Consider the following 23,761-nt stretch of genomic DNA (forward strand, 5'->3'; position numbering starts at 1 on the left):
TGAGAGAGAGTTAACGAGACCGGCATAGGAGCAGACAAAAAAAGCTCGAATTGCTCAGAGCTGTAGCTAAGGATTTGTTGCTTTTTAGGCGAACAAGCCGTGAACAAACCCTTTCCCTTGTCGCGGAACCAGCGTAGTTTGGAGGCATGAGCAGTTTCGACGAAATGGACGCCTTTGAGGGCGCATCGCTTTCGGCACGCGCTATGGCAGCGCGGCCCGCACCTTATCTGGATGAGTTGAACCCGGCGCAACGTGACGCGGTTGAGCGGTTGGACGGTCCGGTTCTGATGCTGGCCGGGGCGGGGACGGGTAAAACCAAGGCCTTGACCGCGCGTATTGCCCACTTGCTCAGCACTGCGCGGGCGCGACCGAATGAGATTCTGTCGGTGACATTCACCAACAAGGCCGCACGTGAAATGAAAGACCGGGTGGGTCGCCTGTTGGGTCAACCGGCCGAAGGGATGCCTTGGCTTGGCACCTTTCATTCTATCTGCGTCAAGCTACTGCGGCGCCATGCTGAGCTTGCAGGGTTGAAGTCGAATTTCACCATCCTGGATACGGATGATCAGTTGCGTTTGCTTAAGCAGTTGATTCAGGCCGCCAATATCGACGACAAACGCTGGCCCGCACGAATGCTGGCTGGAATCATCGACGACTGGAAAAACCGCGCTCTGACGCCAGACAAGGTGCCCACAGCGGATGCCGGGGCCTATAACAATAAGGGCATTGAGCTTTACGCTCAGTATCAAGTCCGCCTGCGCGAGCTGAACGCGGTGGATTTCGGCGACCTGCTGTTGCACATGGTCACGATCTTCCAAGCGCATCAGGATGTGTTGGAGCAATATCAACGCTGGTTCCGCTATATTCTGGTGGACGAGTATCAGGATACCAACGTGGCCCAATATTTATGGCTGCGCCTGCTGGCCGGGGCGCATAAGAACATTTGCTGCGTAGGCGATGATGACCAGTCGATCTATGGCTGGCGCGGGGCCGAAGTAGGCAACATCCTGCGGTTCGAAAAGGACTTTCCCGGCGCTTATGTGGTGCGGTTAGAACAGAACTATCGCTCGACCCCGCATATTCTGGCCGCTGCGTCGAATGTCATCCGCGGAAACGAAAACCGTCTGGGCAAGGAACTTTGGACCGACGCGCAAGAGGGCGAAAAAGTTCGTCTGATAGGCCACTGGGATGGCGAGGAGGAGGCCCGCTGGATCGGCGAAGAAATCGACGCGATGCAAGGCGGAACTCGGGGTGCGCGGCCCTTTAATCTGGATGAGATTGCCATTCTGGTCCGTGCTTCGCATCAGATGCGCGCGTTTGAAGACCGGTTCCTGACCATCGGTTTACCCTACAAGGTTATTGGCGGCCCGCGTTTCTATGAGCGGATGGAGATCCGCGATGCCATGGCTTATTTCCGGCTGGTGGTCAGCCCCGGCGATGATCTGGCGTTTGAGCGGATTGTGAATACTCCGAAACGCGGCCTTGGAGATAAGGCGCAGCAGACGATCCAGATGACAGCGCGCGAGCATGGCGTGTCACTGGTCGATGGCGCGCGGATCGCGGTCGATAACGGGTTGATCAAGGGCAAGGGCGGCAAGGCGCTGCGCGAGTTGATCGACGGGCTGGCACGGTGGAATGCGATGACGCGTGGGCCTCGGATCGAGGTCGACGACGATTCGGTTATTGATGACGGTACTACGCCCGCGCGGTTCGGCGAGCCGGAGGTGTCGCATATCGAACTGGCACAGATCATTCTGGATGAGTCCGGCTATACCACCCATTGGCAAAACGAAAAAACGCCCGAGGCGCCGGGACGGCTGGAAAACCTCAAGGAACTGGTCAACCAGCTAGACAATTTCGAGAACCTGCAAGGGTTTCTGGAACATGTCAGCCTGGTCATGGATAATGAGCAGGAAGGGGACGGGGCCAAGGTTTCGATCATGACCCTACACGCGGCCAAGGGGCTGGAGTTTCCCGCCGTGTTCCTGCCCGGGTGGGAAGACGGGTTGTTCCCGTCGCAAAGGTCGATGGACGAATCCGGCCTTAAGGGTCTCGAGGAAGAACGACGGCTGGCCTATGTGGGCATCACCCGCGCGGAAGAAGTTTGTACGATATCCTTCGCCGCCAATCGACGCGTGTTCGGCCAGTGGCAAAATTCGATGCCGTCGCGGTTTATCGACGAATTGCCCGAGGATCATGTTGAGGTACTGACACCTCCGGGCCTGTATGGCGGCGGTCAGCCTGCGGCGGGAATTGAAACCCGCGCGGCTGAGGCAAATGTTTATAACTCGCCCGGTTGGAAGCGGATGCAGGCGCGGCAGGGGCAGTATGGGATGTCTCAGCCGCGCGAAACCCGCAACACGGTGATCGATGCAACCGCCGTGGCCAGTTTCACTTTGGGCGAGCGTGTGTTTCATCAGAAATTCGGCTATGGCGCGGTGGTCGGCATCGAAGGCGACAAGGTCGAGGTGGATTTCGAAAAGGCGGGCACCAAAAAGGTGGTCTCGCGGTTCCTGTCGGCCAAGGACGACATACCCTTTTAATCAAAAGGAATGTTCCTGACGGCACATGCTCGGTTTTTTTGGGGCGCCCGGCCATGGCTGCGGCGCCCTGTTTCATTTGTGAAAAAAGAAAAACGGCGGTTCCCAGGGAGGAGGAGGGGAACCGCCGTTCTTTTCAACATCAGGGCAGGGAGGAGAAGAGCCCCGATGTATCCGAACCCGGGTTTGATCCCGGTGTGTGTAAGTCGCGGCGACACCAGGGAGGAGGAGAGGTGTCGCCGCGGGCTTTCAACATCAAGGCAGGGAGGAGAAGAGCCCCGATGTATCCGAATTCGGGTTTGATCCCGGTATGTGTAAGTCGCGGCGACGTCAGGGAGGAGGAAGACGTCGCCGCGCGCTTTCAACACCGGGAAAGGGAGGAGAAGTACCCGGTGTGTCAGTGTCCGGCTTTCAGGGCCGGTATAAGGTGCGGCGATATCAGGGAGGAGGAGAGATATCGCCGCTGAAATACAGATCCTAAAGGGAGGAGGAAGGACCTGATCTCGGTTATGTCAGTGCGCGCTTAGTGCGCGACGTATTCTTCGGCCGCCTGCATTGCCACGCGGCGGATCATCGAACGGTGCAGGCCCAGATCGGCCAGCTCTCGGTTCGACAGTTCGGACAGTTCATTCACGGTCCGGCGGTAGACCCGGTACCGAACGAACCTGGTTTTTGCAGCCTCAATCAGTGATGCCAGGCCGGTTGCCGGTGCGCCTTTGAGCGCGGTCTGATGTGTTGCTACAGCCATCTATGTTACCCGATATGTTTTGTCTTTGCCGCTGTGTCTCGGCGTTTGCTTGAGGATGAAGATAAGGAAATGCTGCACATGCACAATAGGTGAACTCGTCAATGCTGCTATGCAGCAAATGCATAGATATCAACGTGTTGGTGTGCTGTTGTCTTTTAGGCCTTAAAAACAGGAGTTTTATGAGTGCCTTGCCCACGGTGGCAATCTTCCGAATTTTACTGGTTAGTAAAAATTGCCGCTTCTTTAAGCGCGATGTTTCTAAGTTGAGCATCTTTAAATAAAGGTGCGCCTCTTGCCTCACTAAAAGAGTGTTCCGGTGTGCATGGGAAATCATGGGCGACGCCTGGGAATGCCTTCGCGATTTGCATAGGGGGCCGCAAATGGAAGGTGATTCGTACGGTGGAAGCTGTGAGATTGACCTCTGGGTGATTGAATTTTCAAGAATCTGGAAAATTTTTGGGAATTCATGGGACATGATGTTCAGTGCAAATTTTTAGCTATATATGGTATTTAGCCTCGATATGAATTCTAATTATGGTGTAGCACGGGTGGTTTTTAATTGATTGCCATGCGTCTATATTGCGATTCTTGCTTAAGTACATTGAAGTTTCCTATTGATTTCCATGAATTCCCATGGCATCCCTTGTTTACCCGATGAGGACGAGGCACATGGGGCGCCAAACGACCCCGAACCAATAAAAACAGGTTTCATACAGGCATCTCGCTTTCATCAATCAAGAGATCCGGCGCGCGGGCGAGCAGACATCCCCCCAGGTGGCGCGCGCAGCTGGACATCCCGCAAAGCGGGTCAATGCGGCGGGTTGATCAGTGGCAGCAGATCAACCCGCCGTTTTTCATCCGGGGGGAACGTGAATTTTGGGTGGGGCGCAAGCGAAAGGGACAGTCGTCTTGGCGCGCAGGTTTAGAGGTGAAAGCCACCACAAGGTGGATACGAAGGGTAGGGTGTCGATCCCGGCCTCGTTTCGCCGTGTGCTTGAGGCTTCGGACCCGAACTGGCAGCCCGGTGATACCCCCGAACTGGTGATCGTCTATGGAGATCACCGCCGCAAATTCCTTGAATGCTATACCATGCAGGCGATTGACGAGGTCGATCACAAGATTGACGCGCTTCCGCGTGGTTCGATGCAGCGGAAGATGCTGCAGCGCATGTTCCACGGTCAGTCTTTCCCGACCACTGTGGATGAGACGGGTCGCCTTGTGCTGCCGGCCAAGTTGCGCACCAAGATCGGGCTTGAAAACGAGGCGTTCTTTATTGCCGCGGGTGATACGTTCCAGATCTGGAAGCCTGAGACATATGAGTCTGAAGAGCTGGCGGCCGCCGAAGATTGGCTGGACGAACAGCCCGAGGATTTCGATCCTCTGGAGTTCCTAGATGGCGTCGGGGACGCGTGACGGCATGGCCGGCGCTGACACCCCTTCCGACAAACCTCATATCCCTGTTCTGCTGCGCCCATTACTGGCCGCTGTGGCGCCGGTGTCCGGTGCTTGGCTGGATGGGACGTTTGGGGCGGGTGGTTATACACGTGGCCTACTGGAGGCCGGGGCTGACAAAGTCATTGGCGTGGACCGTGATCCGTTGGCCTTTGCGATGGCGGCAGACTGGGCGGGTGGCTATGGCGACCGGTTGGTTATGCAGCCCGGGGTGTTTTCCCGCATGGATGAATACGCGCAAGATCTGGATGGCGTGGTGCTGGACCTCGGCGTCTCATCCATGCAGTTGGATCAGGCCGAGCGTGGCTTTTCCTTCATGAAGGACGGCCCGCTGGACATGCGAATGAGCCAAGAGGGTGAGAGCGCCGCCGATCTGGTGAACACGGCGACCGAGGCCCAACTGGCCGATATTCTGTTCCACTATGGTGAAGAACGCGCCAGCCGACGGATCGCTAAGGCGATTGTGAAAGCGCGGGCGGATGAGCCGATTACGACGACCCTGCGTCTGGTTCAGATCATCGAATCTTGCTTGCCGCGCCCCAAACCGGGGCAGTCGCACCCGGCAACGCGCAGCTTTCAGGGGCTGCGGATTGCAGTGAACGCGGAATATGAAGAGCTGTTTCAGGGGCTTATGGCTGCCGAACGCGCGTTGAAGCCAGGCGGGCAACTGGCTGTTGTGACTTTCCATTCCATCGAGGATCGGATGGTCAAAAAGTTCTTTCAGTCCCGCGCAGGCAAGACCGGGCGTGCCAATCGCTATGCACCTGAAATGGAACAAGAACTGCCGCAGTTCACGCTCAAGACCCGCAAAGCTGTGGGTCCGGATGAACAGGAATTGCAGGAAAATCCGCGTGCGCGCTCGGCCAAGCTGCGTGTGGCGGTACGGACTGAGGCTCCGGCAGGGGAAATTGATGCCCGCGCCATTGGGATGCCGCAACTGGGGGGAAGGGCAAAATGAAGAGTGTTTTGTATGTGTTGACTGCTCTGGCCGTGTTCGGACTGGCGCTTTGGGCGTATCAAGAGAATTACCGCACCCAGCAAGTGGTGAAGGAAACACAGAAGCTACAGCGCGAGATTGGCATGGCGCAGGTGCGGCTGGCCGTTTTGAACGCCGAATGGGCTTACCTGAACCGTCCCGACCGGCTGCGCGAATTGGCCGACCTTAACTTTGAACGTCTGGGCCTATTGCCGCTGCGCGCCGAACAATTCGGACGCGCTGATCAGATTTCTTACGCCGAGGACCCGGACCTGCCTATCGTCGACCCGATCGAGTTGCAGGCGATCACCAGTACTCAGGCGCTGGGCGAGGTGCAGATCCCATGACCCGTACCCCTCTGCGCCCCCTGGCCCGTGTTCTTGACGCTCGCGCCCGCGGGGAAAACCCAAAGGCGATCGAGCGGGAAAACATCCGTCAGCGTCACGAAGACATGAAAGATCGCGCCCGCGCCCGCGCCGAAGGGCGTTTGCTGGTGCTGGGCCTGTTCTTCTTCTGCGCTTTCTCGGTGGTAGGGGTCCGAATGGGCATGCTTGCGACGTCCGAGGCACAAGAGCCGCTGGCAAGCGCCCCCGGTGCTGCGATTGCGATGCAGCGCGCCAATATCGTGGATCGCGAGGGGCGCATTCTGGCAACCAATCTGGACACCTATTCTGTCTATGCCCAGCCACCTGCAATGATCGACCCAGTCGCCGCTGCAGACCAGCTGGTGGCGATCTTCCCTGATCTGGAAAAAGAGCGTCTGGTCAAGGATTTCACCGGTAATCGCAAGTTCCTGTGGATCAAGAAACGTATCTCACCGGAACAGAAGCAGGCGGTGCATGATATCGGCGATCCCGGCATCTTATTTGGCCCGCGCGAGATGCGGTTGTATCCGAATGGGCGTCTGGCCGCGCATATTCTGGGTGGTTCGGGCTTTGGCCGCGAAGGCGTCAGCGCCGCCGAAGTTATCGGCGTGGCAGGGGTCGAGAAGCAATTCGACGATTATCTGCGTGACCCGGCCAACGGCAACAAGCCGCTGCAACTTTCGCTGGACCTGACCATTCAAGCAGCGGTTGAGCAGGTTTTGTATGGCGGCATGAAGATCATGAACGCCAAAGGGGCCTCGGCGGTGCTGATGAACGCACACACGGGCGAGGTCATCTCGGCCGCGTCGCTGCCGTCCTTCGATCCGAACGACCGTCCGCGCCCGCCAACCTCGGGATTTGATCCGTCGGACAGCCCATTGTTCAATCGCTATGTGCAGGGCGTTTATGAGCTGGGCTCGGTATTCAAAATCTTTACTGCCGCGCAGGCTGTTCAGTTGGGGTTAGTGAATTCTGAGACAATCATCGACACCTCTGGTCCGATGCGGATCGGGCGGTTCCCGATTGGTGAGTTCAACGGCAAGAACTATGGTAAGATCAGCGTTGCGGATGTGATCGTCCACAGCTCGAACCGTGGCACGGGCCGATTGGCCTTGCAGATCGGGTCGCGCCGTCAGCAGGATTTCCTTGAGGCGCTGGGCATGTTCGAACCCACCCCCTTTGAAATTGTCGAGGCCGCAGGCGGTGAACCGCTCAAGCCCAAGAAATGGGGCGAGCTGAGTACGGTGACCATTTCTTACGGTCATGGCCTATCGACCAGCCCGATGCATCTCGCAGCCGGATATGCAGCGATAGCCAATGGCGGGCATTATGTCAGCCCGACCATTCTGCGCAAAAATGGTGCTCAATACGGGCCGCGAGTCATGTCCGAAAGCGCCGCGAAACAGGCGCAGAACATGCTGCGCCGTGTGGTGACAGATGGCACTGCCAGCTTTGGCGATGTTGCAGGCTATGACGTGGCGGGTAAGACCGGCACGGCGGATAAGCCCAAGCCGCGCGGTGGGTATTATGATGAAAAGGTAATCGCGACGTTCGCGACGATCTTCCCGGCCTATGATCCGAAATATGTGTTGATCGTCACTCTGGATGAACCGTCCATCGTGGCCTACGGCGAAAAGCGCCGGACGGCGGGTTGGACGGCAGTTCCCGTGGCTGCCGAGCTGATCGGACGGATAGCCCCGCTGCTTGGGTTGCGTCCCCGGCTTGAGCCTGAGGCGCGCGCTGCTATAACCCTGACCTCAAATTAGGCTGTCCAGCAGAGGTGGGTCATGGGCACAAGGACGAAAACACTTAGCCAACTGGCCCTGACTGCGCGGGGCGGGGCGAATCCCGACGTCACTGGACTGGCCGTTGACAGCCGTGACGTGAGGGATGGCTATCTGTTCGCCGCGCTTCCCGGCACCCGCGTACATGGTGGAGAGTTCATACAATTCGCCCTGCGTATGGGGGCCGCTGCGATCCTGACAGATGCTGAAGGCGCTGAAATAGCGGCGGAGGAACTGGCCGCATCGGACGCTGCTTTGATCGTGGTTGAAGACCCCCGTCAAGCGCTGGCCGGATGTGCCGCGCTTTGGTTTGGGGCCCAGCCGCAGCACATCGTGGCTGTCACCGGGACAAACGGAAAAACGTCCGTGGCCACCTTTGTACGCCAGATTTGGATGGAGCTTGGACTGGCCGCCGTCAATCTTGGAACAACAGGGGTTGAGGGTGCGTGGACCGCACCGCTGGCGCATACCACGCCCGAGCCGATTACCTTGCACCGCTGTTTGGCCGAAGCTGCGGAAAACGGCGTGACCCATGCCGCGATGGAGGCGTCTTCGCACGGGCTCGAACAACGGCGTCTGGATGGCGTGCATCTGGCCGCTGCGGGCTTTTCGAATTTCACGCAGGATCACCTGGACTATCACGAAACCTTCGAGGCCTACTTCGCCGCCAAGGCGGGATTGTTCGATCGTGTGTTGCCACAGGACGGCACCGTGGTAATCAACATGAGCGACCCCAAAGGTGTCGAGGTTCGCAAAATAGCCGAAGCGCGGGGTCAAAGTGTATTGACCGTCGGGCTGGGCGATGCCGATCTGTGCCTAATCGGTCAGCGTTTTGACGCAACCGGGCAAGACTTGCGGTTTTCCTGGCAGGGCAAGGTGCTGCAAACCCGTCTGAACCTGATTGGAGGGTTTCAGGCCGAGAATATCCTGCTTGCCTGCGGGCTGGTCATCGCCGCCGGAGAAGAGCCCGAGCGTGTGTTCGAAACCTTGCCGCACCTGACAACCGTTCGGGGCCGAATGCAGCTGGCTGCGACACGTGACAACGGCGCGGCGGTATTTGTCGATTACGCCCATACGCCGGACGCGGTGGCAACGGCGCTCAAGGCGATGCGGCCGCATGTCATGGGGCGCCTGATCGCCATTGTCGGCGCGGGTGGGGATCGGGATGCCACCAAGCGCCCGCTGATGGGTAAGGCAGCCGCCGATCATGCGGATCTTGTCTTTGTCACCGACGACAACCCACGCAGCGAGGACCCGGCCACGATCCGCGCCGCTGTTCTGCTGGGTGCGCCGGAGGCCACCGAAGTGGGCGATAGGGCCGAAGCCATCCTGCGCGGCATTGACGCTCTGCAACCCGGTGACGCGCTGTTGATCGCCGGAAAAGGCCATGAGACTGGGCAAATCGTCGGTGATCAGGTGTTGCCGTTTGATGATGTGGAACAGGCCAGTATCAGTGTGGCCGCGCTGGACGGGAGGGTGGCATGACGCTTTGGACAGCAGCCGAGGCGGCCGAGGCCACCGGAGGGCGCGCCACGACCGATTGGGCGGTAAATGGCGTGTCAATCGACACCAGGACCATTGAGCCGGGCGACTTGTTCGTTGCTCTCAAAGCCGAGCGTGACGGGCATGATTTTGTGGCGCAGGCGTTGGAAAAAGGCGCCGGTGCTGCATTGGTGTCGCGCATTCCCGAAGGTGTTTCGAAGGACGCCCCGCTGTTGATAGTCGATGATGTTCAGACCGGGTTAGAGGCATTGGGGCAAGCAGGCCGCGCCCGAACTGACGCGCGCGTGGTGGGTGTTACCGGCAGCGTCGGAAAGACCTCGACCAAGGAAATGCTGGTGACCATATTGGAAAAGCAGGGAAAAACCCACGCCAGCGTGGCCAGCTATAACAACCATTGGGGCGTTCCTCTGACGCTGGCTCGAATGCCGCGCGACATTGAATTCGCCGTGATCGAGATCGGCATGAACCACCCCGGAGAGATTGCCCCGTTGGCGCGTCAGGCACGCCCGCATGTGGCGTTGGTGACGACAGTTGCGGCGGTCCATCTTGAGGCCTTCGATTCGGTTGCGGGTATCGCTCAGGAAAAAGCCGCGATCTTCGAAGGGCTCGAGCCCGGTGGAGCGGCCATCGTGAATGCAGATATCGAACACGCAGAAATTTTGCGTCAGATCGCGCAGGACTACAGGGCCGGTATCGTTGATTTTGGCCGTAAGGCTGCAGATTACGCTTTGACTAATGTCTCGCAAGGAGGCGACTCGGTGCGTGCGGAAGCTGTGGTTGGGGATGCCACCATCACCTATGACGTGCAATCGGCAGGAACGCATTTTGCCATGAATGCGCTGGGTGCATTGGCGGCCTGTGTTGAAATGGGTGTTGATCTTGATGAAGCCATCGCAGGTCTGCGCCAATGGTCTCCGGTCAAAGGGCGGGGCGTGCGCGAGGTGCTGCCGCTGGCGGCGGGCGGGCAGATTGAGCTGTTGGATGACAGTTATAATGCCAATCCCACTTCGATGGAGGCCGCGTTGGATGTGCTGGCTGCGGCGGAGGGCACACGCCGGGTCGCTTTTTTGGGTGATATGAAAGAGTTGGGCACGCAGGAAATCGCCATGCATTCCGGAATGGCGGATGTCGCGGCAATGGCGCAGGTCGATCAGGTTCATTGTATCGGTCCGTTGATGAAGGCTCTGCATGCAGCGCTGCCCGAGGGCAAGCGCGGGTTGTGGAGTGAAACAAGCACCGAAATGGCCGCGCATCTGCCGGATTTGATCCGGGCAGGCGATACGGTTCTGGCCAAAGGGTCGCTGAGCATGGCGCTGGCTCAGATTGTTGACGGTTTGCGGAAAATGGGGCAAGGGAGCGCGCTTGACCCATGACCTCCGCATGAGAAAGGTTTTGACATGCTCTATTGGTTGACCGCCCTGTCGGATGGGGGGGATTTCTTTAACCTCTTCCGCTATATCACCTTCCGTGCGGGCGGAGCCTTTCTGACCGCGTTGATCTTTGGCTTTATCTTCGGCAAGCCGCTGATCAACGTATTGCGCAGGAAACAGGGTAAAGGTCAGCCGATCCGAGACGACGGTCCTGAGGGGCATTTTTCCAAGGCTGGTACGCCAACCATGGGCGGGTTGCTGATCGTTGGTGCGCTGGTGACCTCAACGCTGGTCTGGGCGCGGTGGGACAATCCTTATGTCTGGATGGTGTTGTTTGTGACGCTGGCTTATGCGGCAATCGGTTTTGCAGATGACTATGCCAAGGTGTCCAAGCAGAACACTAAGGGTGTGTCCGGAAAGACAAGGATGGCGCTGGGGGTGATTATTGCGGTTCTGGCTTCGCTTTGGGCGACATTGCATCACCCTGAGGCGCTGCAGAACCAATTGGCGGTGCCAGTTTTCAAGGACACGCTGGTCAATCTGGGTATTTTCTATATTCCGTTCGCAATTGTTGTGATCGTGGGCGCGGCCAACGCCGTGAACCTGACCGATGGGCTGGACGGGCTGGCGATTATGCCAGCGATGATTGCGGCCTCGACACTTGGCATCATTGCCTATGCGGTCGGTCGGGTCGACTTTACCGAATATCTGGACGTGCATTATGTGCCGGGTACGGGGGAGATTTTCATCTTTACCTCGGCACTGTTTGGCGCGGGGCTTGGGTTTCTGTGGTATAACGCTCCGCCTGCGGCCGTATTCATGGGCGATACCGGTTCGCTGGCTCTGGGCGGCGCGCTAGGTGCAATTGCGGTGGCCACCAAGCACGAGCTGGTACTGGCCGTTGTCGGTGGGCTTTTCGTTGTGGAAGCGCTGAGTGTGATTATTCAGGTTCTGTACTTCAAACGCACCGGTCGCCGCGTGTTTCTGATGGCACCAATCCATCACCACTATGAGAAAAAGGGGTGGGCCGAGCCGACCATTGTGATCCGGTTCTGGATCATCTCGCTGATCCTGGCGATGATTGGTCTGGCGACTTTGAAAGTCCGGTAACGCTCCCGCCAGGTTCGGCGGACCTGTGGTCCACCTGCCACCTGTTGAGCACGGCTCGCGCTGACGCGCGAGCCTTTTGTTGCCCTTGCCAATAGAGTTTTCTTCTGCGCAGTGTGACGGCCAATTGGACGTCAGAAGAAGGTGGGCGGCATGATCCCGGTCAAAGGGTTTTCAGGGCAAAAGGTTGCGGTTCTGGGGCTTGGCCGATCGGGTCTGGCCACGGCCCGTGCATTGCGGGCAGGTAAGGCTGAGCCTGTCTGTTGGGATGACAATCCCGCCGCTCGCGAAACAGCCGAGGCAGAAGGTTTCACTTGCGCCGATTTGCACCGCCACGGGGCGTTTGACGACATCGCGTCGCTGATCGTGTCGCCGGGAATTCCGCATCTCTATCCCGAACCGAACCCGATTGTGGCTGCTGCGCTGGACGCCGGAGTGCCGGTGGACAACGATATTGGGCTGTTCTTCCGATCCTTTGCCGGGCCGGAATGGAACAACTATGACACTCCGCCTCGCGTTATTGCGGTGACCGGGTCGAATGGGAAATCAACCACCGCTGCATTGATTCATCACATCCTGACCGAAGCCGGGCGTGAGGCACAGCTGGCAGGGAATATTGGGCGCGGGGTGCTGGATATTGATCCGGGTGGAGACGGGTCGGTGGTTGTGTTGGAGTTGTCCAGCTATCAGACCGATCTGGCCCGCGCTCTGACGCCGGATGTGGCAGTGTTCACCAATCTGTCTCCGGATCATCTGGATCGGCATGGCGGGATGGGGGGCTATTTCGCAGCCAAACGCCGGTTGTTTGCCGAGGGCGGACCAGATCGCGCAGTGATCGGTGTGGATGAAAACGAAGGCGCGTTTTTGGCGGGTCAGCTGTCCGAAGGGCCGACTGACGACCGGGTCATCCGTGTCTCGGTGGCGCGCAAACTGACCGGGCCGGGGTGGCAGGTCTTTGCACGCAAGGGGTTCTTGTCGGAGTACCGCAAGGGGCGGCAGGCTGGATCAATCGACCTGCGTCAGATCAAGGGCCTGCCCGGCGTTCATAACCATCAGAACGCTTGTGCCGCCTATGCTGCCTGCCGCGCGTTGGGGCTGGCGCCGCGCGTAATTGAGGATGCGCTGCACAGCTATCCCGGCTTGCCGCATCGCAGCCAGATTATCGCCGAAGTGGACGGCGTGACCTATGTGAACGATTCCAAGGCCACCAATGTAGACAGCGCGCTGAAGGCGTTGAGCGCGTTTAAAAAGATCCGGTGGATTTGTGGGGGACTGGAAAAAGAGGGTGGTCTTTCAGCGTTGAACGGCGCGGCGGATCAGGTGCTCAAGGCTTATGTGATCGGGCGCGAAGCTGCCAATTTCGCGCTTCAACTTGAAGCCGAGGCGCAGGTCTGCACCACAATGGCGGAAGCCGTGGCGCAGGCCATGTCAGATGCGCAACCGGGAGAGACGGTGCTGCTGGCCCCTGCAGCGGCAAGTTTCGATCAGTATGACAATTTTGAACAGCGCGGAGAGGACTTCGCTGAACAGGTTCGGCAGCGGTTGGCGGGATAGTCATTTGCAATAGACCGCCAGTTGGGCCAAGCTACAGTGCTATCAGCTTGACGCGCCGTGACAATTACGTTTGGCTCCGGGCAAATTCAACACGAGGTAATGACTATGCCATACCGTAAGTTTTCTTTGATTCTTCCTACCATTCTGGTGGTCGGAGCCTGCACGAATGTTGGTGCCAATTATCAGCCGATTGTCGATGGTCCGATTGGCCCGAACTACAACGTGGATCTGCAGCAATGCCAGCAATTGGCGGCATCTCAGGCCAGTGTTGATGGCACGACCGCCGGGAACGCCGCAATTGGCGCGGCCGGTGCTGCCGCGGTCACGGGGATCGTTCAGGACAGCAGCGACAATCTGGGTCGTGCAGCGGTCGCTGGCGCTCTGGTCGGTGCCGGTGCGGACGTGATCAACAAGAACCAGAATAAAGAAGTCATCGTGCGCAACTGTATGCGCGGACGTGGCTATAACGTCGTCGGCTAACGGGTTGCGATTGCAACTCCAGCAGCGTGGCCCGAGGACCACGCCCATTGGAAATTGTAACCGCCCAGCCAACCGGTGACATCCACCGCTTCGCCAATCGCATAGAGGCCGGGGACATCCCTGGCCTCCATCGTTTTTGACGACAGATCATCAGTGTCGATCCCGCCCAGGGTGACCTCGGCGGTGCGATAACCTTCGGTGCCCGAAGGGGTCAGTGGCCAATTGGACAGGGCCGTAATTAAATCGGTCAGTGCCGCGTCGGATTGGTCGGCCAGGTTGCCCTGCATCGGAATATGCTGGCTTAGGTACTCCACCAGCCGTGTTGGCAAGTGGCGGGCAAGTTCGGTGGTCAGGGCCTTGCGGCCTCCGCTTTGCCGCTGATCGCGCAGCAGGTCGAAAAGGGGAAGATCGGGTATCAGGTTGACCCGGATCGCCTCACCCTCGCGCCAATAAGAAGACAATTGCAGCACCGATGGCCCGCTGAGGCCGCGATGGGTGAACAGCAGCGCCTCGTCAAAGCTGGTGCGCTCGTTTGACAGGCGTGCGGGCAAGGACACGCCGGAAAGGTCCTTGAATTTCCCGTCCGAGAAGGTGAACGGCACCAATGCTGCGCGTGTGTCGGTGATCCGCAGACCGAACTGGCGGGCGATATCATAGGCCAAGCCGGTTGCACCCATCTTGGGGATCGACTTACCGCCCGTTGCCAGAACCAGATTGGTGCAAGTCAGGCTGAGGCGCTGCCCTTCGCGGTCGACCTCCAGCGCGAAACCGGCCTCGGTCTTGCGCACATCTTTCAACTCGGTACGCACCCACAGATCGGCCCCGGCGCGCTCCATCTCGGTCAACAGCATCTGAATGATCTGTTTCGAGGACCCGTCGCAGAACAATTGGCCAAGGGTTTTTTCATGCCACGCGATGCCGTGGCGCCCGACCAGGTCAACGAAATCCCACTGCGTATATCGCGCCAAGGCCGACTTGCAGAAATGCGGGTTTTGCGACAGGAAGTTGCCCGGCCCGGCGTACATGTTGGTGAAATTGCAACGCCCGCCACCTGAGATGCGAATTTTCTCTCCGGCCGCTTTGGCATGATCGATCACCAGAACGCGCCCACCGCAATGGATCGCGCACATCATACCGGCTGCACCGGCACCGAGGATGATCGTGTCATATGTCATGGGCTGCGCATGGCGTGGAATTGGAAGGAAGGCAAGAGCCAGCGCGGTTTCGGCGCACTGCAAAAGACTTCATGGGTCATTGCATCGTGAGGCGTTTTGGTCAGTAGAAATACAGATTGCAAGCTGCCCAACGCGCTGACATGCTGCCCTTTTGACGCGCGTTTTCAAAAAAGGATAAATCGATGCGATTTCCGGACTTTATTACTGCATTTCCCAAATTGGACGTGCCTTTCCCCGAGGATGTCGTGCAGACGGCGGTCATAAGATCTGACGCCGGCCTCGCGGCGTTTTTTACGTTTCTTCAGGATATGGAGCTTCCATTGCATTCACATGGGGCCCAATGGGGAACGGTCATCGAAGGTGAGGTCGAGCTGACTATCGGAGGAGTTACCAAAACCTACCGTCCCGGTGACAGCTATTCGATTCCGGCCGGGGTGGAACACGGTGGGCAGATCAAGGCCGGGACCCGTGTGATCGACGTGTTTGAAGAGCCGGATCGGTATCCAATCAAAGAGTGACGTAAATTCTGCGCTGTCCTGCGTGGGCATTATTCAGCCCCTTTGACACCGCGATGGGATTGGGGCCGTTTGTCCAATTGCTAAGGTCACCGCCACTGACGGGCCGTTTTCCGCATACCCGCTCATTCCGCTAGCCCAAACGCAAAAATGTCTGTAGACTCTCAATCAGATCCCGAAAACGGGGCGTGAACGAGGCAGTAAGTGGCGGTATCTCATGACTGAGATGGTGTATGGCGCGGTCCAGGACCAGCGCGGAGAACCGATTCTACCAAAGTGGTGGCGGACGATTGATCGCTGGACCATGTCCTGTGTGCTGATCCTGTTTGTCATTGGGCTGTTGCTGGGGCTGGCCTCGTCGCCGCCGTTGGCCGGGCGCAACGGGTTTGACCCGTTCCACTATGTCGAACGGCAGGCGATCTTTGGCGGGCTGGCTCTGGTTGCGATGCTGCTGACCTCGATGATGTCCCCGACACTGGTGCGGCGTCTGGCAGTGCTGGGCTTTCTTGCGTCGTTTGTGGCGCTGGCGTTTCTGCCGATCTTTGGCACCGATTTCGGCAAGGGGGCGGTCCGTTGGTATTCGCTGGGCTTTGCCTCGATGCAGCCATCCGAGTTTCTAAAGCCCGGCTTTATTGTCGTGGCCGCATGGTTGCTGGCCGCGTCGCAGGAAATCAACGGTCCTCCGGGGCGGTTGTGGTCCTTTGCGCTGTGCATGGCCATCGTTGGAATGCTGGTGTTGCAACCTGATTTCGGTCAAGCCTGTCTGATCCTGTTTGGCTGGGGCGTGATGTATTTTGTGGCAGGGGCACCTATGCTGCTTCTGCTGGGTATGGCCGGGGCGGTCGTGCTGGGCGGTATGCTGGCCTATTCGAACTCGGAACACTTTGCCCGCCGCATCGACGGGTTCCTGAACCAAGAGGTCGATCCGACCACGCAGCTGGGCTATGCCACCAACGCCATTCGCGAAGGTGGATTGTTCGGTGTTGGCGTGGGCGAGGGGCAGGTGAAATGGTCGCTGCCCGATGCGCATACCGATTTTATCATCGCTGTCGCGGCTGAGGAATACGGCCTGATCCTGGTGCTGATCATCATCGCGCTCTATTCGATCATAGTTGTACGCTCGCTGCTGCGGTTGATGCGCGAGCGGGACATGTTCATCCGTCTGGCAGGCACCGGTCTGGCCTGCATGTTCGGCGTGCAGGCGATGATCAATATGGGCGTTGCGGTGCGGCTGTTGCCCGCCAAGGGCATGACGCTGCCGTTTGTCAGTTATGGTGGTTCATCCCTGATTGCGGGCGGTATCGCAGTTGGCATGTTGTTGGCCTTCACCCGCACCCGCCCACAGGGCGAGCTTGGCGATATTCTGCGCGGACGAGGTTAATGAACAAACCCTACCTTCTGATTGCAGCTGGCGGCACCGGGGGCCACATGTTCCCGGCACAAGCGCTGGCCGAGGCGATGCTGCAAAAAGGTTGGCGCGTGCGCCTGTCTACCGATACGCGCGGCGCACGGTATACCAGTGGCTTCCCGCACTCGACCGAAATTGTCGAGGCGTCCTCGGCCACTTTCGCGCGTGGTGGTTTGGCCGCAAAGGCGCTAGTCGGACCCAAGATTGCGGGTGGCGTGACCAGCATGTCATTGCAGATGATGCGCGACCGGCCGGATGTGGTTGTGGGATTTGGCGGTTACCCTTCGATCCCGGCGCTCGGCGCGGCGACGATGTTGAAAATCCCGCGCATGATCCATGAACAGAACGGTATTCTGGGACGGGTAAACCAGCTGTTTGCGACCCGCGTGTCTCAGGTAGCTTGCGGTATTTGGCCCACGGACCTGCCCGAGGGGGCAAAGGGCATCCATACTGGCAATCCGGTTCGGGCCGCCGTTCTTGAACGCGCGGCGGCGGGTTACATTCCGCCCGGAGATTACCCGATGTCGATCCTGGTGATGGGGGGATCGCAGGGCGCGCGCATCCTCAGCGATGTGGTGCCCGGCGCGATTGCAGCTTTGCCCGAATTGCTGCGGGGCCATATTCGCGTTGCCCATCAGGCACGTGACGAAGATGGCGAACGGGTCACGGCGTTCTACGCCGACCATGGCATCCGTGCCGAGGTCAAACCTTTTTTTCACGACGTTCCCCGCCGCATGTCGGATGCACAGTTGGTTATCTCGCGCTCGGGGGCGTCAAGCGTTGCCGATATTTCGGTCATCGGGCGACCCTCGATCCTGATCCCGTTTGCGGCTGCCGCTGGCGACCACCAGACCGCCAATGCACGCGGGCTGGTACAGGCGGGTGGGGCGATCATGATTCCTGAAAACGCCCTTGACGTTTCCTCGCTGACCGAGCAAATCACCGCAGTTCTGACTAACCCTGAAGCCGCGCAAAAAATGGCCCATGCCGCCCTTTCGACCGGAGCTCCGGACGCAACCGAGCGTCTGACGGCCCTTGTCGAGCAACTGGCGCAGAAGGAGACCGCATGAATCCTGCAACCAAACTGCCGCAAGATGTAGGGCCGATCCATTTCGTAGGGATCGGCGGGATCGGGATGTCGGGCATTGCTGAGGTGCTGCTGAACCTTGGCTACCGGGTGCAGGGGTCGGACCTGAAGGCCTCGAAAATCACTGACCGTCTGGCCAGCTTGGGGGGCGAGATTTTTGTCGGCCAACGCGCCGAGAACCTGGAAAACGCCGCCGTAGTAGTGGTGTCGACCGCGATCAAACCGGGCAACCCGGAATTGGACGGTGCCCGCGCGCGCGGACTGCCGGTTGTACGCCGGGCCGACATGCTGGCCGAATTGATGCGCCTGAAGTCCAATATCGCGATTGCCGGAACCCACGGCAAAACAACCACCACCACCATGATGGCCGAGTTGATGGTGGCCGGTGATTTCGACCCGACGGTGATCAATGGTGGGATCATCCACGCCTATGGCTCCAACGCGCGGATGGGACAGGGCGAATGGATGGTGGTCGAGGCCGACGAATCCGACGGCTCGTTCAATCGTCTACCTGCGACCATTGCCATTGTTACCAATATCGACCCCGAGCATATGGAACACTGGGGCGACTTCGACAAATTGCGCGACGGTTTCTACGAGTTCGTGTCGAACTTGCCTTTCTACGGTCTGGCCGTGTGCTGCACCGATCATGCCGAGGTGCAGACGCTGGTTGGCCGCATCACTGACCGGCGCGTGCGGACCTATGGTTTCAATGCGCAGGCCGATGTACGTGCAGTTAACCTGACTTACAAAGGCGGCATCGCGCATTTCGACATCCACCTGCAATACGAAGACACGGTGGTCGAAGGCTGTACCTTGCCGATGCCCGGTGATCACAACGTCTCAAACGCCTTGTCTGCGGCGGCAGTGGCCCGGCACCTAGGCATGAAGACCTCGGAAATTCGTGATGCGCTGGCCAATTTCGGTGGCGTGAACCGCCGCTTTACCAAGGTGGGTGAGGTTGATGGGGTCACCATCATTGACGATTACGGCCATCACCCTGTGGAAATTGCTGCTGTGCTGAAAGCTGCCCGTCAGGCGACCGAGGGACGGGTCATCGCCGTGCATCAGCCGCACCGGTATTCCCGCCTGTCCAATCTGTTTGATGATTTCTGCACGTGTTTCAACGATGCTGATGTTGTCGCTATCGCCGATATTTTTGCTGCCGGAGAGGACCCGATCAAGGGTGCATCCCGCGATGATCTTGTGCAGGGCCTGATCCGCCACGGCCATCGCCATGCCCGCGCATTGCTGGACGAAGGCGATCTTGAACGTCTGGTTCGCGAACAGGCGCGTCCCGGAGATATGGTCGTCTGCCTGGGCGCAGGCACGATCAGTGCCTGGGCCAACGGATTGCCCGCTCGATTGCGGCAAAAACAGGCGGTCTGAGGCAATGGACTCTCGCCTATTGCAACTATAAAGTGTGACGTCGCAATCGCAGACGGGATGTCCTCGGAGGAGCATATGGCATATTCGGTAATGTTTGCAGCCTTGTGGGTCGTGGCCTCGACGATTGTGGCCATGTTGCCGATGCGTCTGCAGTTCCCGCCTGGAGTTGTGTTATTCATCTTTGCGCCTGCATTGATAGTCTGGCTGGGTCACGACTACGGCTGGGTGTTTTCGCTGCTGGCCTGCGCCGCTTTCGCATCCATGTTCCGCAATCCTATCCGTTATTATTGGCGCCGGTGGACCGGTGCGGAGGTTCAGGAATGAACTTGTCCATTGCCCTTGCCGCGCTTTGGGGAATTGCCGCGAATTTGCTAGCGATGATCCCCAGCAAAGACAATCACTGGACCCGCGCCTATATCCTGATTGCGGTGGGGATTCCGATTTTGGGATACGTGACGCTTCAGAACGGACCGTGGATCGGGTTGATTGTAATGGCAGCAGGCATGTCGGTGCTGCGCTGGCCGGTGATTTATCTGGGGCGTTGGGTGCGACGGCTTGTTGGACACTGACATGGTCGAATACGTCTTTTACACTGTCGCATTCTTTCTGCCCCTGTATTTGATTTGGATAGCCTCACACATTCTTATTATTAAAGGGAAGTTCAGAGGACCGATCTATCTTCTTATATTATTGTTTGTTTCGTTTGCCGTGTGGTATTGGACCCCTGTTAGCGCGTACGCCAGTCAGAGCGCCGAGGGGTTCGTTGTGCTATTTACAGTCGCTTATACCTCGAGCGTGATCGTCCAATTCGTGCCAGGTCTTACCCTTGGAATTTTGACTGGTGGATTGCACCGGATTTTGCTCAGGAAGTTGAAGTCTGATGCCAGTATTGCGCCCGTGTAATAACCCAAGAGGTTAAAATGCTGTGCTCCAAAGAAACGCTTGGTTGAGGACAGCTGAACCATTTTGACCAAACATTGAGATGAGGACACGGATTGGAGATAATTGAAGCAGTAGCCGCTGTCGTGTTGGCGATGGCGCTTCCGGTATTTTTGTCCGGGCTGGCATCCCACAATCTTGTTAAACGGGGTCGTTTTCGTGGGCCCGTCTATCTTTTGTTGTTTCTTGTTTTGTCCAGTGCCTATGGGTTTCTGGCTTCGGACAACGTAGGATTGCTAGAGCCGATGTGGTGGCGGGCCGAAGACTTCTATAATCTTTTCGTTATGTTCACAGCCTTTCCTTTGGGAACCGGGTTGGTTTTGGGATTCAGTACAGGTCTGCGTAGCCGACAGCGGTCAAAGCGTATGCAAAACTTAGTCCAGATAGATGACAAGCGAACAGAATCGAACTACCAGAGCGCCATGGTTCAAACACTTCCTGCGCCGCGCGGCAAACTCACTGAAAACCGACCTTTGAATGATTTAACCTGGCTTCGGGTCGGTGGGCCTGCGGATTATTTATTCCAGCCGGCAGATATCGACGACCTTCAGCACTTCCTGCGCGACTTGCCTGCTGAGGTTCCCGTCTTTCCAATGGGTGTTGGTTCGAACCTGATTGTCCGGGATGGCGGGTTGCGCGCGGTTGTGATCCGGCTTGGGCGCGGGTTCAACAGTGTTTCGGTCGATGGCAACACCGTCACTGCTGGCGCGGCAGCGCTGGATGCGCATGTGGCGCGCAAGGCGGCGGATGCGGGTGTGGACCTGACGTTTCTGCGCACCATTCCCGGCTCGATCGGGGGGGCTGTGCGGATGAATGCGGGATGCTATGGCAGCTACACAGCGGATGTGCTGCGCAAGGCCACCATCGTCACGCGACAGGGTGAGGTTCTGGACCTGAGCCCAGAGGATCTGAACTTTCGCTACCGTCAGTCCGATCTGCCCGACGGGGCGGTATTGGTTTCCGCTACCTTCGAAGGTCCGGCTGGTGATCCCGAGGAATTGCACACCCGCATGGCGGCACAATTGCAAAAGCGCGACGAGACCCAACCCACCAAAGACCGCAGTGCCGGTTCGACCTTTCGCAACCCGGCAGGCTTTTCGTCCACGGGTCGCGCTGATGACGTGCATGACCTCAAGGCCTGGAAAGTCATCGACGATGCCGGTATGCGCGGGGCATCGCGGGGCGGGGCGCAAATGAGCCCAAAGCATTCGAATTTCCTGATCAATACCGGCTCTGCCACGGCTTCTGACTTGGAAGGTCTGGGCGAAGAGGTGCGAAAAAAGGTTTACGAAACAAGCGGCATCACGCTAGAGTGGGAAATCATGCGGGTCGGTGATCCGCTGAAAGAATAAAGCCCCAACCGTCAGACCATCACAGGCAAATTCAGGCGACGGATCAAAGGCATAACGCAGTACGGACCACTACATAAGGTCCTGGGACATTGAGGCGCTAAGTGGGTAAGTCGAGCAGGACAAACCCCAAAGTGGCGGTATTGATGGGTGGCCCCTCGGCGGAACGCGAGGTGTCTCTCAGCTCTGGGCGCGAATGCGCAGCCGCCCTGCGGGGAGAAGGCTTTGAAGTAGTAGAGCTGGACGCAGGTCCAGACCTTTACGCGCGCCTTTTAGACATCAAACCAGATGTGGTTTTCAACGCCCTGCATGGCCGCTGGGGTGAGGATGGTTGCGTGCAGGGTCTGCTGGAGTGGATGCGGATTCCGTACACGCATTCCGGCGTGCTGGCTTCGGCGCTGGCGATGGATAAGCAACGCAGCAAAGAGGTGTATCAGGCCGTAGGTCTGCCCGTAGTACCCAGCGTGATCGTTCCAAAGATCGAGGTGATCGAGGTTCACGTGATGGAACCTCCTTATGTCGCCAAGCCAAATAACGAAGGTTCCAGCGTCGGCATCTATATCGTGCATGAAGGGTCAAACGGCCCGCCGCAACTGTCCGAGGATATGCCTGAATTCGTGATGGTCGAGAAATACATCGCAGGTCGTGAATTGACAGTGACCGTGATGGGTGACCGCGCGCTGACCGTGACCGAGATCATGACCGATGGTGGTTGGTACGATTATGACGCCAAATACAAGCCAGGCGGGTCCTGGCATGTGTTGCCAGCTGAAATCCCGCAGGACATCTTTGACCGTTGTCTGGATTACGCATTGCGCGCCCATGATGCGTTGGGGTGCAAGGGGGTAAGCCGCACTGACTTTCGTTGGGATGACGGCATGGGGGCTGACGGGCTGTTCCTGCTGGAAACCAACACGCAACCCGGGATGACGCCAACGTCGCTTGTGCCAGAACAGGCCGAGCATTTCGGCATGAGCTTTGGCCAGCTTTGCGCGTGGATGGTGGAGGACGCCTCATGCGACCGCTAAGGGCCACTCGTGCGCCGGTGATCCACCGATCAAAGCCGCTGGCCGGACCGGATGCGGATTTTGGCTCGGGCGCGCGGTCCGAGGCGGAGCCAAAGTTGCGGCTGAGTGGGGTCAAGCTGTTCGGTCGCAAATCGCAACGCTTTGATCCGGCTCCGTCGCGGCTGAATTACCGATTGCAGCGTTGGATGCTGACGCCGGGTGTGCGCCGGGGCTTGCGGGTTGGCTTGCCCATATTCGCGCTCTGCGCTGCGGCCGGGATCTATTTCGGCTCGGCCGAGCGGCGCGAGGCTGTGGTGGCCTATGTGGCCGACATCAAGACCTCGATCCAGCAGCGGCCTGAATTCATGGTCAATCTGATGGCGATTGATGGCGCGGGCACCAATCTGTCTGAAGACATCCGCGAAGTGGTGCCGTTGGATTTCCCGATAAGCTCCTGGGATCTGGATGTCGAACAGATTCGCGACACGATCACCGGACTGGACCCGGTCAAATCCGCCTCGGTCCGGGTGCGCCCAGGTGGTATTTTGCAAGTGGATGTTGAAGAGCGTCAGCCCGTCATCGTCTGGCGCACGCGCCGCGGGATCGAACTGTTGGATGAAACCGGCGCGCATGTGGAACGCATCGCTTCGCGTAAGGAACACACCAACCTGCCGCTGATCGCAGGCAAGGGTGCGGATGCCCATGTGGCCGAGGCGTTACAACTGGTGACCACTGCCCGCAGCTTGGGTGGCCGGGTTCGCGGTCTGGTGCGGATTGGCGAGCGACGTTGGGATCTGGTTCTGGATCGCGGCCAACGCATCATGTTGCCAACCGAACGCCCGGTGCGCGCGTTGGAACGTGTGCTTGCCGTGAACGAAGTGCAGGACCTGTTGGAGCGTGACGTGGCCGTGGTGGACATGCGGCTTGGGCAGCGCCCGACAATAAGAATGACCAAAGCTGCCAGCGAAGACTGGTGGAATACAAAAGTGACAGTGGGTAACGGGCAGTAACGA

At 58.5% G+C, this 23,761-nt stretch carries 21 protein-coding genes; 19 read left to right on the forward strand and 2 right to left on the reverse strand.

Features of this window, described 5'->3' with window-relative positions:
* Window positions 1-146 precede the first annotated feature (146 nt).
* Entirely contained in the window at window positions 147-2,543 is a 2,397-nt protein-coding gene (locus ACR0B8_RS01400) for an ATP-dependent helicase (protein WP_480657897.1), read from the forward strand.
* Window positions 2,544-3,063: 520 nt separating this feature from the next.
* On the opposite strand, the gene ACR0B8_RS01405 is transcribed toward ACR0B8_RS01400, so the two are convergent.
* A complete protein-coding gene (locus ACR0B8_RS01405; RefSeq protein WP_170374516.1) occupies window positions 3,064-3,288 on the reverse strand; it encodes a DUF1127 domain-containing protein in 225 nt (74 codons plus the stop codon).
* Between the two features lie 909 nt (window positions 3,289-4,197).
* On the opposite strand from ACR0B8_RS01405, the gene mraZ reads away from it, so the two are divergent.
* The 9 genes from mraZ (at window position 4,198) to ACR0B8_RS01450 (ending at window position 13,879) form a co-directional block, all read left to right on the forward strand.
* Window positions 4,198-4,701 (forward strand): division/cell wall cluster transcriptional repressor MraZ, encoded by a 504-nt coding sequence (gene mraZ / locus ACR0B8_RS01410; RefSeq protein ID WP_170348028.1) that lies wholly within the window; start codon window positions 4,198-4,200, stop codon window positions 4,699-4,701.
* A gap of 4 nt (window positions 4,702-4,705) precedes the next feature.
* Window positions 4,706-5,698 (forward strand): 16S rRNA (cytosine(1402)-N(4))-methyltransferase RsmH, encoded by a 993-nt coding sequence (rsmH, locus tag ACR0B8_RS01415; protein ID WP_170505331.1) that lies wholly within the window; start codon window positions 4,706-4,708, stop codon window positions 5,696-5,698.
* Window positions 5,695-6,063 carry a cell division protein FtsL gene (ftsL, locus tag ACR0B8_RS01420; protein ID WP_170360285.1) on the forward strand — a complete coding sequence of 123 codons (369 nt, stop codon included), beginning with the start codon at window positions 5,695-5,697 and terminating at the stop codon, window positions 6,061-6,063. Before rsmH ends, ftsL begins: the two co-directional genes overlap by 4 nt.
* The gene (locus ACR0B8_RS01425) at window positions 6,060-7,847 is read left to right on the forward strand and encodes a peptidoglycan D,D-transpeptidase FtsI family protein (protein ID WP_170348030.1); all 1,788 of its coding nucleotides are present in this window, start codon (window positions 6,060-6,062) and stop codon (window positions 7,845-7,847) included. Before ftsL ends, ACR0B8_RS01425 begins: the two co-directional genes overlap by 4 nt.
* 21 nt (window positions 7,848-7,868) lie before the next feature.
* Window positions 7,869-9,350: a UDP-N-acetylmuramoyl-L-alanyl-D-glutamate--2,6-diaminopimelate ligase gene (locus ACR0B8_RS01430; protein WP_226688708.1), complete on the forward strand. Its 1,482-nt coding sequence runs from the start codon at window positions 7,869-7,871 to the stop codon at window positions 9,348-9,350.
* Window positions 9,347-10,741 carry a UDP-N-acetylmuramoyl-tripeptide--D-alanyl-D-alanine ligase gene (locus ACR0B8_RS01435; RefSeq protein WP_170360280.1) on the forward strand — a complete coding sequence of 465 codons (1,395 nt, stop codon included), beginning with the start codon at window positions 9,347-9,349 and terminating at the stop codon, window positions 10,739-10,741. Before ACR0B8_RS01430 ends, ACR0B8_RS01435 begins: the two co-directional genes overlap by 4 nt.
* Window positions 10,742-10,765: 24 nt before the next feature.
* Window positions 10,766-11,848 (forward strand): phospho-N-acetylmuramoyl-pentapeptide-transferase, encoded by a 1,083-nt coding sequence (gene mraY, locus ACR0B8_RS01440; RefSeq protein WP_170360278.1) that lies wholly within the window; start codon window positions 10,766-10,768, stop codon window positions 11,846-11,848.
* Window positions 11,849-11,998: 150 nt separating this feature from the next.
* Entirely contained in the window at window positions 11,999-13,399 is a 1,401-nt protein-coding gene (gene murD, locus ACR0B8_RS01445) for a UDP-N-acetylmuramoyl-L-alanine--D-glutamate ligase (protein WP_226688707.1), read from the forward strand.
* Between the two features lie 105 nt (window positions 13,400-13,504).
* Window positions 13,505-13,879 carry a glycine zipper family protein gene (locus ACR0B8_RS01450; RefSeq protein WP_226688706.1) on the forward strand — a complete coding sequence of 125 codons (375 nt, stop codon included), beginning with the start codon at window positions 13,505-13,507 and terminating at the stop codon, window positions 13,877-13,879.
* Here ACR0B8_RS01450 and ACR0B8_RS01455 read toward each other — a convergent pair.
* A complete protein-coding gene (locus ACR0B8_RS01455; RefSeq protein WP_170360273.1) occupies window positions 13,876-15,054 on the reverse strand; it encodes a BaiN/RdsA family NAD(P)/FAD-dependent oxidoreductase in 1,179 nt (392 codons plus the stop codon). The genes ACR0B8_RS01450 and ACR0B8_RS01455 overlap by 4 nt on opposite strands.
* Window positions 15,055-15,236: 182 nt before the next feature.
* Between ACR0B8_RS01455 and ACR0B8_RS01460 the strand changes: the two genes are divergently transcribed.
* From ACR0B8_RS01460 to ACR0B8_RS01500, 9 genes are all read left to right on the forward strand, one after another.
* Window positions 15,237-15,572: a cupin domain-containing protein gene (locus ACR0B8_RS01460; RefSeq protein WP_170374536.1), complete on the forward strand. Its 336-nt coding sequence runs from the start codon at window positions 15,237-15,239 to the stop codon at window positions 15,570-15,572.
* Between the two features lie 214 nt (window positions 15,573-15,786).
* Window positions 15,787-16,950 carry a putative lipid II flippase FtsW gene (ftsW, locus tag ACR0B8_RS01465; protein ID WP_170395647.1) on the forward strand — a complete coding sequence of 388 codons (1,164 nt, stop codon included), beginning with the start codon at window positions 15,787-15,789 and terminating at the stop codon, window positions 16,948-16,950.
* Complete coding sequence (locus tag ACR0B8_RS01470; RefSeq protein ID WP_170360268.1) at window positions 16,950-18,047, forward strand: UDP-N-acetylglucosamine--N-acetylmuramyl-(pentapeptide) pyrophosphoryl-undecaprenol N-acetylglucosamine transferase; 1,098 nt, start codon at window positions 16,950-16,952, stop codon at window positions 18,045-18,047. The genes ftsW and ACR0B8_RS01470 overlap by 1 nt, the downstream gene beginning before the upstream one ends.
* Window positions 18,044-19,453, forward strand: coding sequence for a UDP-N-acetylmuramate--L-alanine ligase (gene murC / locus ACR0B8_RS01475; RefSeq protein ID WP_480657892.1), 1,410 nt, complete (start codon window positions 18,044-18,046; stop codon window positions 19,451-19,453). The genes ACR0B8_RS01470 and murC overlap by 4 nt, the downstream gene beginning before the upstream one ends.
* Before the next feature lie 75 nt (window positions 19,454-19,528).
* Complete coding sequence (locus ACR0B8_RS01480; protein WP_480657890.1) at window positions 19,529-19,777, forward strand: DUF2484 family protein; 249 nt, start codon at window positions 19,529-19,531, stop codon at window positions 19,775-19,777.
* Window positions 19,774-20,022, forward strand: coding sequence for a DUF2484 family protein (locus ACR0B8_RS01485; RefSeq protein WP_170360262.1), 249 nt, complete (start codon window positions 19,774-19,776; stop codon window positions 20,020-20,022). The genes ACR0B8_RS01480 and ACR0B8_RS01485 overlap by 4 nt, the downstream gene beginning before the upstream one ends.
* Window positions 20,023-20,814: 792 nt before the next feature.
* Complete coding sequence (gene murB, locus ACR0B8_RS01490) at window positions 20,815-21,744, forward strand: UDP-N-acetylmuramate dehydrogenase (protein ID WP_170360260.1); 930 nt, start codon at window positions 20,815-20,817, stop codon at window positions 21,742-21,744.
* Window positions 21,745-21,845: 101 nt separating this feature from the next.
* On the forward strand, window positions 21,846-22,769 hold the full coding sequence (locus tag ACR0B8_RS01495; RefSeq protein ID WP_170360258.1) for a D-alanine--D-alanine ligase: 924 nt from the start codon (window positions 21,846-21,848) through the stop codon (window positions 22,767-22,769).
* Window positions 22,757-23,758 carry a cell division protein FtsQ/DivIB gene (locus ACR0B8_RS01500; RefSeq protein ID WP_170348048.1) on the forward strand — a complete coding sequence of 334 codons (1,002 nt, stop codon included), beginning with the start codon at window positions 22,757-22,759 and terminating at the stop codon, window positions 23,756-23,758. The genes ACR0B8_RS01495 and ACR0B8_RS01500 overlap by 13 nt, the downstream gene beginning before the upstream one ends.
* The last annotated feature ends 3 nt before the right edge of the window (window positions 23,759-23,761 follow it).

Source organism: Ruegeria sp. BH6 (assembly GCF_056538105.1).